The sequence below is a fragment of the Stieleria maiorica genome, from assembly GCF_008035925.1.
Classification (GTDB): domain Bacteria; phylum Planctomycetota; class Planctomycetia; order Pirellulales; family Pirellulaceae; genus Stieleria; species Stieleria maiorica.
Window position 1 is genome coordinate 3,496,573 of the sequence record NZ_CP036264.1, and the last position, 13,399, is coordinate 3,509,971.

The 13,399-nt window shown below is 58.5% G+C and carries 7 protein-coding genes; 1 reads left to right on the forward strand and 6 read right to left on the reverse strand.

What is annotated here, in order from left to right; all coding sequences use genetic code 11:
* Positions 1-2,442 carry a PSD1 and planctomycete cytochrome C domain-containing protein gene (locus Mal15_RS12085; protein ID WP_147867995.1) on the reverse strand — a complete coding sequence of 814 codons (2,442 nt, stop codon included), beginning with the start codon at positions 2,440-2,442 and terminating at the stop codon, positions 1-3.
* Between the two features lie 297 nt (positions 2,443-2,739).
* On the opposite strand from Mal15_RS12085, the gene Mal15_RS12090 reads away from it, so the two are divergent.
* On the forward strand, positions 2,740-4,185 hold the full coding sequence (locus tag Mal15_RS12090; protein WP_199773853.1) for a sulfatase: 1,446 nt from the start codon (positions 2,740-2,742) through the stop codon (positions 4,183-4,185).
* 122 nt (positions 4,186-4,307) lie between these two features.
* On the opposite strand, the gene Mal15_RS12095 is transcribed toward Mal15_RS12090, so the two are convergent.
* The 5 genes from Mal15_RS12095 to Mal15_RS12115 form a co-directional block, all read right to left on the reverse strand.
* A complete protein-coding gene (locus tag Mal15_RS12095) occupies positions 4,308-6,230 on the reverse strand; it encodes a hypothetical protein (protein WP_147867996.1) in 1,923 nt (640 codons plus the stop codon).
* Between the two features lie 3 nt (positions 6,231-6,233).
* Positions 6,234-6,893, reverse strand: a complete 660-nt coding sequence (locus Mal15_RS12100) for a hypothetical protein (RefSeq protein WP_147867997.1) — start codon at positions 6,891-6,893, stop codon at positions 6,234-6,236.
* Positions 6,894-7,152: 259 nt separating this feature from the next.
* Complete coding sequence (locus Mal15_RS12105) at positions 7,153-8,463, reverse strand: PQQ-binding-like beta-propeller repeat protein (protein WP_147867998.1); 1,311 nt, start codon at positions 8,461-8,463, stop codon at positions 7,153-7,155.
* 150 nt (positions 8,464-8,613) lie between these two features.
* Positions 8,614-9,492 (reverse strand): glycosyltransferase family 2 protein, encoded by an 879-nt coding sequence (locus Mal15_RS12110; RefSeq protein WP_233903417.1) that lies wholly within the window; start codon positions 9,490-9,492, stop codon positions 8,614-8,616.
* Between the two features lie 1,004 nt (positions 9,493-10,496).
* Positions 10,497-13,310, reverse strand: coding sequence for a M16 family metallopeptidase (locus tag Mal15_RS12115; RefSeq protein ID WP_233903418.1), 2,814 nt, complete (start codon positions 13,308-13,310; stop codon positions 10,497-10,499).
* Between the last annotated feature and the right edge of the window lie 89 nt (positions 13,311-13,399).

Genomic DNA, 13,399 nt, shown 5'->3' on the forward strand with positions numbered 1-13,399 from the left:
TTATTCTCTGGTTTTGGTGGCATCAAGGTTCAGCAGCGAGTGAACCAGCATCGTCATCGCCGCCAGATCCGGTTCGGACTGGTCATGCGTGGCATTTTGCGGGCCACTGAGTGAGACCATTTTTGACGCAGCTTCCGGGTTGTCGCGGTAGACCGATTGGAATTGCTGAAGGGCGTCGAGCATCCGATTCATCGCCGAATCGCTTGGGATCTTTGACGTGATCGATTCATACGCCAGTTCGATCCGCTGTCGGTCGCTCATTTCAGATTGCTGAAGCAACTGTGACGCAAGCGTCATCGCGGCGTTGAAGTACTGCTGTTCGTTCATCAGGACCAGCGCTTGCAACGGCGTGTTGGTCCGCTCACGACGCGCCGAACAACTCTCCCGCGTCGGCGCGTCAAAGATCGTCATCTGGGGCGGCGGCAATCCGCGTTTCCAGAACGAGTAGACGCTACGGCGATAAATCTTGTCTCCCTGGTCGGGTTCAAAGACGCGTGGGTACGAATAGGGCATCGCCACGATTTTCCACAGCCCTTCGGGTTGAGGCGGCTTGACGCTCTTTCCGTACAGGGTCGGGTTCAGCAATCCGCTGACGGCCAACACCTGATCGCGAATCACTTCGGCGTCGTAGCGATACCGCGAACCGCGCGCCAGCCATCGGTTCTGCGGATCGGCGACGTACTGCTGCGGCGTGGCAGCGGAGGATTGCCGATAGGTTTGCGAAAGCACGATTTGCCGCAACAACGCTTTGACATCCCAACCCGATTCGATGAATTGATTGGTCAAATGATCCAGCAATGCGGGGTGGCTGGGTGGTTCACCCTGTGCCCCGAAATCCTCGGAGGTTTTGACGATCCCGACACCAAACAGTTGTTGCCAGAATCGATTGACCGCCACGCGTGCCGTCAAGGGATTGTCCGGGTCGACCAACCACTGTGCCAAGTCCATTCGTGTCTTGATCGACCGGTCGGATTTCATCGGTGGCAAAAAACTGGGCGTGTCGCGTTGGACCATTTCGCCCGGCTGATCGTAGTTGCCGCGAACCAGAATATGTGCCGGACGGACTTCGGCGCGCTCCTTCATGATCAGCGTGGCAGGAATCGATTCGATCAGCCGGTCCCGCGCCGCTTGCAGGTGATTCAATTCCTCGCCGAGTTGCTTGCGGGTGGGATCGACATCGCCACGTTCACTTTCGGGGTCACCGTTTGGGAGATCGCCGTTTTGGGATGCTTGCTCGTCAGCCTTCGCGGCTTGATCCAGTTGTTTCAGGCTCGATCGGACGTCTGCAATCTGTTGATTCAATCGGGCAAGTTCTGCTTCCTGATCTTTGCTGGGCAGTTCCAGATAAGGAGGCTGCAGCCCGCGTTTGAAGTCCAATCCGCGACGTCCGCCGGTTTCCGGTTCGCCGTCAAAGTTGTTGAAAAACGCGTAGAACTGGTAAAAGTCTCGCTGGGTGATCGGATCGTACTTGTGGTCATGGCACACCGCGCATTCGAGCGTCAACCCAAGGAAGGCGGTCCCGACGGCGGAAACACGGTCGACCACGTTTCGCATAAAGCTCTCTTCGGGAAGCGCGGTGCCGCGGTCGATGATCAGGTGCAATCGATTGAAACCCGAAGCGATCAGTTGGTCCGTCGTCGGTTGTTCGTACAGATCCCCGGCGATTTGCGCGATGGTGAATTCATCCATCGGCATGTTGTCGTTGAAGGCGCGAATCACCCAGTCGCGATAGGGCGTCATCTCGCGATAGTGATCGTGATGCAATCCGTTGGTGTCGGCGAAACGAACCAGATCCAACCAGTAGCGCGCCATGTGTTCGCCATACTGCGGCGATTCCAGCAACCGGTCCACCAGATTCTCATAGGCTTGCGGTGACGTGTCATCCAGGAACGCGCGGATCTGATCTCGTGTGGGCGGCAAACCGGTCAAGTCCATCGTGACGCGGCGAATCAGCGTCCGTTCGTCCGCGGCTTCGTTAAACGTCATGCCACGCTCTCGCAGGGCCGCGACGACAAACCGGTCGATGCCGCTGGTCAATCCTTCGGCGCCGGGAATCGTCGGCGCTGCGACCTCAGCCGGCGGAGTGAACGACCAATGCTTTTCGTATCGCGCGCCCTGGTTCACCCAACGGGTCAACGTCGTGATCTGATCCGGCGAAAGCGATTTGTTGGATTCCGGCGGCGGCATCAGCAAATCCGGATCGTCGGAGGTGATCCGAGCGACCAGTTCCTCCAGATCAACGTGCCCCGCGACGTCCAGACGCACATCCGCTTGCCGGTCCTCTTCGTCCGGTCCGTGACAGAAAAAACAGGTGTCCGACAATATCGGACGGACTTCTTGATTGAACGAGACGATCCGATCGTCCGAGCCGGCCGATCGGGCAACGCCGCACCAAACCAGCCCCGTCAGCACCCAGAGCAGTAAACAACAACTTCGTCGCATAAAAAATCCATTGAATCATCACGGTTGGGCCAATGTCCCGACTTCCAGCATTATAGTGGGCCCTTGATGGATGATTCCAGCTGGACAGCGTTACTTTGACGCGAGCGACGCTCACCAGGGCGTGGGCAACGCCGGGGGGCCACCCTCTGGCGAAAGTAGCTGTTTCTGCACAGCGATCGACGATGTTTCATCAACAACGTAACGCTATCCAGCTAGATTGAGTCTTGACGCAGGGCGATGCACGTCGCCAGTTCGACCCCGGCTTCCTTCCCCCCCACCCCCATCGGTGCCTTCAAGATGTTCTGCCGATTCTTGCTCGTCGGTTTGCTTTCTCTTACGACGGTCGGGGCGATGGCCCAGTCGGATACCAAACCGCCGAACGTCCTGTTGATTTGTATCGATGACTTGAAGCCGACGATCGGCTGTTATGGCGATCCGGTTGCCGTCACTCCCAATATCGATGACCTCGCTGCGCGAGGAGTTCGTTTCGACAGGGCGTATTGCAACCAGGCGGTCTGCGCGCCCAGCCGCAATGCGTTGATGACCGGTTTGCGACCACCGACGATCGGTGTTTACGACCTGCCGACCCATTTTCGAGACGCCGCGCCGGACGTCGTCACGTTCAGCCAGCATTTCAAACGCAACGGTTACCTGGCCGAGGGACTCGGTAAAATCTACCACACCGGTCACGGCAATCGCGATGACGTCGATTCCTGGAGCACGCGGTCATGGCGTCCCAAAGCTTCCGCGTATGTCCTTGAAAAAAACTTGGCGATGCGGAAGCCCGATGCGAAGGGAAAAGTCCGCGGCCCGGCGACCGAATCGGCAGAGGTCCCCGACGACACCTACGCCGACGGATTGATCGCTGAAGAAGCCGTTCGTCGATTAGAAACCTACACGAAGCGAACCGATCAGCCCTTCTTTTTGGCGGTCGGATTCCTGAAACCCCACCTGCCCTTTGTCGCACCCAAACGTTATTGGGACTTGTATGACGAGAGCAAGTTGCCGATGCCGACGGTCAACACGGCGCCGCGGGATGCGCCCAGCTATGCAGGGACGTCCTTTGGTGAACTTCGAAATTACAGCGACATGCCGGCGACGGGGGAAATCAACGAAGCGACCACACGGCATTTGATCCATGGGTATTACGCCGCGACCAGTTACACCGATGCGCAAATCGGAAAGCTGCTCGGTGCGCTGGATCGTTTGCAGTTGGCCGACAAGACGATTGTGGCGCTGTGGGGCGACCACGGTTGGCATCTGGGGGATCACGGCATGTGGTGCAAGCATACCAATTATGAACAAGCCGCGCGCATTCCGATCATCGTTGCCGCGCCTCAAGGCGGCCGTGGCGTTGCATCTGAGGCGCTGATCGAAACCGTCGATTTGTACCCGACCGTCACCGAGTTGGCCGGCTTGCCGATGCCGGTCGGGTTGGACGGACAAAGTTTTGCCGGCGTGGTCGCCGATCCCAACACGCCGGCACGCAACTTTGTCACCCACGTCTATCCACGTGGCGGTCGGCTCGGGAGGGCCATTCGCACGGAGCGTTATCGAATGGTGGAATGGAAGAAACCGGGGGATGCACGCGACACCGCTGAAATCGAGCTTTACGATTACCAGACTGATCCTTTGGAAACCAAGAATCTCGCCGCGAGCGCGGCCGAAACCGTTGCGATGCTGCGTGCCAATTTGGATGCACAACCCGAAGCCAAACCGCAGTGGCGACGAGCGAAAAAATAGTCGGGACACCTTCGTGGGTGGTCAATAAATTGGGTGGTCAAAAAAGGGGCGGCGTCTTCCATCATTCTGCCCCGTGTCATTCTGCCCCCCCTACGTTCAGAGGCGATGTCCTATCGGCGATGTCATTGCGCCGGCGGACGGATCGCGACGAACATGGAGTGGGCCACCCATTGCGGTTCCAGGTCGACCCGCCAGATCATCTGCTCGGCGGGGGCCGACCGTGCATCAATGTTCGGTAGTCGATTCAGTGGAAGCAACGCGGACGCTTGATCCGGCATCGTCGCGAAGCGTGAAACGAACGGTTCGAGTGTCAGTCCAGCGATCCGGCCACCGACGGTCTGGAACTCTTGGAGTTCGGCCGATGAAAGTGCGTCCGCGGCAGATAAATCCAATGGCCCGTGCGAGTCATCGAGTAACAAACAATCCTTGAGGTCGGCCAGGTAGTCGTCGATCGGAAATGTCGCCGTCAGACTGGTGTAATGACGTGGGTCTTGGGGAACGATCGCCGCGTCGGCAGTTGGGGAAAGCCGCAGGGTCGGCCCGTCGCTCGTCGTCATCCCCAGCACGGTCTTGGCATCGCGAACGATCCAATCGGCCGGGTAAGAGAGCAATCCGGGGGTCAAGATCCGGGGACGCGAGGAGTGTGCCCCGTAGATTCCCGGTGGACCGGTCGATTCGGGGGCCAGTTCGCGATTCAACAGGTTTGACGCTTGAGGAAAATCACGTTCAACACTGCGGATTTGCTGTGCCGCGTAACGTCGTCTCCATCGCGTCGGTTCGACCGTCGCATCGGAATAGCGTTGGACCTGTTCGGCGAAGTCCGGGGCCTTTGCCGCCAGTTGCCCGGCAGCGGTGATAACGTTTTGATCCAACGTTCCGAGCATCCTTCGGTCCAGTTGTGCGAGTGCGCGAAGGACTTTCGGATAGAGCACGGCGACTTGATCTCTAGGTGTCGACTGTGCTGCGCTCGTCACGACGTTCGCGACGGATTCATTGCCGATCGATTCCAGTTGAGCGATGATTCGTTGAAATGGTTCGGCGGTTGCGTTTGCATCACGATCGCTAAACGCCCACGCAACGGCGACACTTCGCGCGACCGCTGCGGATGCATTGCCCCACAGCACCATGACGTACTCGATCGCGTCGCCCGCATCACCGGCCTGACCACCCTTGATTGTCACGGTCGAGGAATGCTGCAACTCCGTTGCGACGCGATTCGATTCCGTTTTCAACGTTTCGACGGCATCCACGTACGCTTGAATCTTAACCTTTGCTTCGGCCTGATAGTCTTTGCGGCGTTGCCGGTTGAGCCGATTGAGCAGTTCGAGGTGTGGCACGTTGACTTCATTCTCAAACGACCTGGCCTGGGAGTGGGGCAGGTAAAAGACGCTTTGGAGTTGCTTCAGGTGCAGCGTCCGAATCGTTCGTTCGGCTTCGACCAGCTTTCCTTCGCCTGCGAGTTCCGCGGCTCGTGCCAGCGTCTTGCGGCGGTTCTCGGTTTCATTCCGCAGCGTTGCGAGTTCTTTAGGTTGGAATTCTTGCAGCCGGGTCGAAAAATTACCCATCGCCTTGCGGAGCAGGGTGAATTTGCGTTTCAAGTCTTTTCCGGCCGGTTCGCCCATCGCTTCGAGCTGTTCCGCGTACCAAATGCCTCGAGAAGTTTCCGGATAGATTCTGGAGAGTTGTTGGTGTGGAAACCGTCGCCCTGCATTCACCGCTTCGGCACTGCTGATCACCAAAGCTTCCCACTCGGCAAATTTGGCGTACATCGCCTGGATCTGTTTTTCGGCCCCCGAAATCGTCCCGAGGGCGCTGAGTGGTTTGTGGGGATCCTGGGTGTTCGGGTTCGCCATCGCTGTGACCGCAAACAGGGCGATCGCCAGTCCGGCAAATCTTGCCGCATTGTCTTCCACAGCAGACTCCAGGAGTCGTCGAGCAAACGTAGCGACCTGCGCCAGAAGGTGGATCCCGCGGGCGGTCAAGTTCGACGTTTTGGCGAACGTGACGACGTGAATGGATTGCGTCGGCGTGTGATTCGTCCTCATCGGTCAGAATCCCTCGACGACGGCCAGGATTTCGCCGCCGGCGATCGCCAGCGGTTGATCGTTCGAATCGATCAACGTGCAGGCGTCGATCGTTGCGGTGATCGTTTTCTCCTGCATGTTCATCGATTCGAAGGTGACCGAGACCGGATGGCCGATCGGGTTGCGTGCGATCGGCGCACCGGCGCGTGGTTCGACAAACATGTTGCACGGCAGCGACTTTCCTGCCAGCAGGGCGACCGTTTCCACGTCGGTCGTCGCGTGCAAAAATACAGCCGGTGCGGGCGTGCGTTCGGCTCCGGGCGGATAGCTGGTGATCTGCAACGAATGCTTGCGTCCGTCTCCGACGACGTGCACCTTGACGACGGCTTGATCGATCTCCAACGGCTCGGGCGTCTTGAGGAGAATCTTGCCCGTCTCCGCCAACGGTTCCTCGGCCGTTTCGACCAAGGCGTCGGTCATCTTCTTGCTCTCCTTGACCAGACTCTCCCCTTCCTTCTGAACCGTGTCGGCCAGCTCCTTCAGTTTTTCCTTGGAGCAAGCCGGTAACGCGACCAAACAGATCGCTAGTGCCAGCCATCTCGCCCGCCGATGTCGCCACCGCGAATCGTTGGGGGACGAAATCTGCGTCGGACCACGACGGCGGACCAAAGAGATGGCGTTCATCAGATGCACCGGGAAAAGCTGCAGCGTCTGCGTCGAACTCGGGCGATCGGTCCGCCGTGGGGCGAACAGTGAAAGCGAGAACGGCGGCGGGAAGAAAAGCGGTCCGCCCAGACTAGCAGAAACGGCCGGTGCATGAAAAAAATTTATCGGCTTGCCGACACGCCGATTCACGATTCGATCGGCGTCGGCGAAGCGATGGAGGCGAAGCTGACGTTATCACGCCATCCGGTTGCGCAGCGCTTCGACGCGGCGTGCGGTGCTACAGACAGCGAAGCTCTGTACCGACACGCAGCAACAAGCGCCCGTTGGCGTAGGCGGGTGTCGCGCCGACCGGCCCGCCCAAATTGATTTCGCTCAGCTTTTCAAACTTCCCCGCCGCTCGAAGCACCGTGGCTTCGCCATCCAGGTTGATCACCAAGACCTTGTCTCCCAACACGATCGGCGAGGCACTGTAGGTGCCTCCGATGCGGCTGGTCCAACGGAGGTTACCCGTGGCAACGTCATAGCAGGAAGCGATGCCCTTGTCGTCGATGGTGAAGAGCATTCCGTCATGCACGACGGAGGTCGGCACGTAGGGCGCCGCTTTTTCGATCCGATAGACCTCTTGCGGAGTGTCCGTCTCGCTGGCGGGCATGCGAACGGCAACCAAGTGATTGCCACCGCCGCCACTGCCGCTGGATCCGATCGCCAAATCGCCGGCGACCACCGGCGAACTGACGCAGCGCATTTTGAACACGGGCAACCGCCAAAGCATCTTGCCGGTTTCAAGCGATAACGCGTAGATGCCGTCCCCTGTATTGGCGCAAATCACTTTGCCATCACGGATCGCCGGTGTTCCGTAACACACCCGCGTCGACGTGACGGGGGTCTGCCAAATCGTCTCGCCGGTCGATCGGTGGACCGCGATCATGCGGCTGGTCCCCGGTTGACCATTTTCAACCCGATCGGCTTGCTGCGAGAAATTCAGCACGACCGTTTCTCCATGCACCGTTGGCGAAACTCCAAATCCGTGTTGGCTTTGAGCCATGCCGAAATCCCGCTGCCAGATCTCGTTGCCTTGATGATCCAGGCACCTCAACCATGTGTGCTGGCGATCGCTGTGTGCGACGTAGACATGTTGACCGTCGGTCGCCGGGGTGCTTGATGCGAGCGTGTTGCGGCTGTGGAGATGGTTCTTGGCATGCGGAAACTCACGCGTCCAATTCACTTTCCCCGATCCCAAGTTGATCGAAATCAATCGGATCGATGGTTTGGCCGGTGACATCGAGAGCAAATAAACGCGTCCGTTTTGAATCGCCATCGAGCCGACGTCACGCGTCTTCAAATCAAACGTCCAGCGATAGGCTTGCTTTTCCCAGCCCTCGGGCAGCCGGGCATCGGGAAGCACGCCGGCGATCCCCAGACCATGAAAACCGGGCCAATCATCGGCTTGGGCGGACGCGGCCGGTGTGGAAAGGGCCGTCGTGAAAAGGGCCGTTGCGAAAAGGAGGAAACCGATCAGGCTGGCATTGACGCACTTGGCAAGACGATCGCAACAGGGGGCGACCTTGGACGCAAGGAAGGAAGGCATGGAGAGACCGTTCGGTAGGACTGGGTGGCGGAGGGGCCGAGGGGAGAAAGCCCAATTTTAACCAGAAAAATCGTCCGCAGGGCAACCCGTGCCCCAATCCCGCCAAAACGGCGACCGCGCGCTAAGTCAACGCGTGATTTCGGGGCCCAGCTAGCGGCGGAACACGCCATACTTGACGATGCACCACAGAGCCCCGACGCCGTCGCGCCAGCCGATTTTTTTGCCCTCGTCGTACCAGCGGTGCTGGTAGCGGATCGGACGCTCGGTGAACCGCAATCCCAACCGCGCCAACCTTGCCGTCAGTTCGATCTCGATCCCGAAGCGATTCTCCCGCAGATCGGGCATGATCCGCAGCAGGTGTTTCCGCGGGACCATCTTGTAACACGTCTCGACGTCGCTCAAGCGAATCCCGATGGCGATGCTTGCCAACAGCGTGATGAACGCGTTGATCGTTTGATGCCACCAGGGCGAGAGCTGGCGATCATAGTGACCGTAGCGTGTCCCATACGCCACGTCGGCCTCGCCGGCAACGAGCGGTTGCAGCAGGTCGCGAAAGTCCGATGGGTCGTATTCGCGATCGGCGTCCTGGATGACCACGATGTCACCGGTCGCTCGCTCGAACCCACTGCGAATCGCGGCGCCCTTGCCGCGATTCTTTTCGTGCGCGATCACGATCACATCGGGATCTTGTTCCAGCGACGACATCGCTTCTAATGTTCCATCTTTGCTGCCGTCGTCCACCAAGATGATTTGCAGCGGTAATCCGGTCGCGCGAAGCCGATCCACGACCGCTGCGACCGTTCCGCTTTCATTGAAGACGGGCACGACAACCGATAGCAAAAAGCCCTCGGGCAACTCAAAGATGGCGAGTTTGCGACAAACATCGCGCCCCAATTCTGAACGCATCTTGCGGACATAGTCGGTGCGCCAATACACGCTACGGTTCGCAATGCCATCGGAACCATCCAAAGCCGCCGATGACTGCCAGGGCACAGGATCGGACAGCGAATCATCGTCGGGGTCAGACATGAAGTTCATCGAGCGGATGTGAGCGGTGCCGGTGTACGGATAATGGTAGCTGATCCAACCAAGTTTTCCATGTCGGTCGATTTAAAGAAGCGTCTGTGGATTTAAATCCGTGTCTGTCGATCGAATGATTTGTTGGCCGGGTTCACTAAAATCCGATCGCTCGGATCAGACACCGATCGGTCGCAACGATCGAGAACCGGCACGATCGAATCACAAAAAAAAATCGATGTGTTTGGATGCGGAATTCGCGAGACTTTCAACAACTCTCGTTCACTACTCTGCACAGTCGTCAAACTTTGTTGTTGACATTCGAATCGAAGATCGCCACATTTCTCACACCGCTGTGGTTGTGGAAAAGTTGTTCACGACGGCGCAGCAACTTTTTGACTTCTCACTCTTGCACGGGAGACGTTTTGTCGTGAGTCGACAAACACGTTTGCGAAATCCGGTTTCGCTTTGTGCGATCAAAACAATTCCCCTGGATGATCTCTCAGGTGGACCGCCCGGCGTCACGTAAGCCGACCCATCACAAGAGCCTGGCAGGAACACCGGCTCGCCCGGGACAGGTGAAAAATGGGGCACAAAAACAATCAGCTGAAATTGACGAAGGACGCGTCAGCTTCAGAGCAGCCTCGGCGGATGTAGCGAGGCTGTTGATTCCTGGAAGACGGCACCGATTGGAATCGCCGGCAAGTCAAACCCCGGATTTGCAACAGGGAATGTAACTTCCAACTTTGTCATTGATAGTCGGTTGCCCGGATCTCGGCCATGGATGTGCCGGACCGGTCTGCTAAATGACAAAAAACTGGGCCGCCCCTCATGGAAGAGGGCGGCCTTTTTTTTGCGCTGATGGAAGCTCGCTGCCGATCGGTTTACGGGTAGTGGACGAGGCGACGAGTCCATTCGCATTTCGCACTGCGTGGACAGGCCGCGTAAGCAAGGGGCGCGTGTGGCCCCTTGCGTATGCGTCGGGCTAGCATCAGCAAGCCGCCCGCGAGTTTCCGCTACGGCGATTCTTGGTCGGCCGCTTCGGATTCGAAATCGCCGGCGACCGCCTTGACCAGCTTATCCCAATCGACGTAGCGGCGGATCGCGTCATTGACGCTTTCAATACTCGCCGATTCGATCCGTTGGTCGTGCTCGGCCGCTGCCTTCATGGTGCGATCCAAAAACATGGTCTGGATCAATTCACTCGCCAGCGACCCGTCGTTGGCGCGTCGGACGCGTTCGGCCTGCAGGTACGCGGATTTTGCCTTGGTCAATTCGTCCTCGGTCACGCCTTCGTCTCTCAGCCGCACGATCTCTTCACGCATCACTTCCATCAAACGGTCTTTATTCTCCGGGTTGGTGATCGCATAGATCGTCAAATCGACGCGGTCGTCTTTGGCCCGGGCACTCAATCCGCTCCGCACGGTGTACGAGAGTCCTTCTTGCTGGCGGACTCGGTCGGCCAGGCGGCTGCTCAGCCCACCGCCGCCAAGAATAAAATTCCCCAGCACCAGCGGAGCGTAGGCGGGGTCGGTATCGGCCAAGTCCATCTGCAGCGACGAGTAGAAAAACGCATTGGCTTTGTCCGGTGTGCTGATCGTTGCCAGCGATCCGTCCGCGTCGGAATTCGCCGGTCGATCGACGCGAACGTAGCGCACATCCGATTCCCAGCCGCTGAGAATCTTTTCGATCTGCGACTTCATTTCATCGGCGTCGAAATCGCCGACAATGGAAAGCTCGCCGATGTTTCCGCCGACCAGCTCGTCGTACAGCGACTTGACCTCATCGATCGTGACCGACTGGTACATCGCGATCTCTTCGTCCAAGGTCTGGACGTATCGAATGTCATCTTTGCCATAGGGAGAAAGCTCCCGCTTGACCGCGCGAGCGGCCAGCGCCGTCGGTTCGCTGGCGCTCTGTTGCAGCCCGGTGACCACCTGCCGCTTGATGACCTCCAATTCATCGCCGCTCAGCCGCGGGTGTCGCAGCACGTCGCCGACGAGGGTAATCACGTCGCCCAAATACTCGCGTTTGGTCTTCAGGGAAAGCTGCAACAAGCCGGGTGTGCTGAAGAGCTGCATCTCGGCGCGTAACCGAGTCAATTCATCTTGCAAGGCCTGGTAGTCCAGCGACTCAGTGCCACGGGCCATCAGGATGCCCAACAGTTCGACCGCACCCAAGCGATCGATCATCGTTTCCGCGGTGCCGAAACGAAGCGTCAAATACAAAGCCACCGATCCGCCGCGCGTTTGCTTCGGCAGTAGTGCGTACTCGATCCCGTTGTCGAGCTTGCCCCGCAGCGTTCGCTCCTCGATTTTGATCGGATCCGGATCGAACTGTTCGCCGGCCTGAATGGTGTCGCGTCCTTTGTAGTCTTTCAGCTTGGCCAGAAGATCAGGCGACTCGGGGATTTCGACGCGTTGGGCATTTTCGCTGGGGATGAACAACCCGACGGTTCGATTGTTCCGAACCAGATACTTCTGGGCGGCTTGCTGTACCTTTTCCGCATTCAGCTCTTCGACGACGTCGCGGAACAGGAAGTAAAGTCGCCAATCGCCTTGGGCCGCCCATTCGCTCAGCGAGACGGCCAGCTTGTCGGTGTTGGCGGCTTCCAGCTCACGCTGCTTGAGGATTTGCTGCTTGGCGCGCTCGACCTCCTGCTCGGTGATCGGGTTCTCTTCGAACGAATCCTCCAGCACCGCAATCAATTCGGCACGAGCGGTTTCGATGGAGTGGTCTTCGGGGACCTCGGCGATCGCCATCAGCAAACCGGGTTCGGCAAAGGCGTAGGCGAGCGTATAGACATTGCTGGCGATCTTGGTTTCAACAAGATTCTTGTAAAGCCTGCCGCTGGGCTCATCCCCCAGTACGATCGCAAGTGCTTTGACGGCGGCAAAATCCGGGTGGCTGCCGGAGGGGACGTGGTACGTGGCACCAGCCAACTGAACGTCGCCGACGCGCCGCAGCACAACGGTTCGTTCACCATCCTGGGGCGGTTCAGTCGTGTAGGTCGGGTCGATCGGCGTGTCAGGGGCGACGAGGTCGCCGAACGTGTCGCCGATCATTTCGATCGCCGATGACTCGTCGAATTTCCCGGCCACGATCAACAGGATGTTGTCGGGGCGATAATACTTGCGATAAAAGCGTCGCAGACTGACGACCGGCACACGTTCGATGTCGCTGCGGTTGCCGATGGTCGATTGCCCGTAGTTGTGCCAATCGTAGGCCGTCGATTGCATGCGTTGCATCAAGACGCGAAAGGGCGAGTTTTCACCGCGTTCGAATTCATTGCGGACAACCGTCATTTCGCTTTCCAGGTCTTCGCCCTTGATGAAGCTGTTCATCAAACGGTCGGCTTCCAGTTCCAAGGCGAATCGCAGATTCTCTTCGCTGGCCGGCAGCGTCTCGTAGTAATTGGTGCGATCGACCCAGGTGGTGCCGTTAAAATTCGCCCCACGCTCGGTCAGGTCCTTGGGGATCGCCGGGTGAGCCGGGGTCCCCTTGAACAGCATGTGCTCCAGCAGGTGTGCCATCCCGGCTTCGCCGTACCCTTCATGCCGGGAACCGACGAAGACGGTCATATTGACTGTCACGACCTCCTTGCTGTCGTCGGGAAAGAGCAGCACGCGGACGCCGTTTTCCAGCTTGTATTCTGAGATGCCTTCGATTTCGGTGACTTTCATCAGTTCCTTCGGTGATTGTTCACCGTCATTTTGGTTGGTTTCGGTCGACGTTTCGGCGGCCGCACCGTCTTGCCCGGCGGCAGCGCCGAGCATCAGGGACAGTGTGACGACGCAGGACGCGGCCATAGGGCGGATGATTCGCTTCACTTTCAAACTCCGTCTTTTCCAGTTTCGATTGGACCGGCATGTCGCGATCGCATGATTGAGTCATTGCGGGTATTGTATCGCAGGGGCCG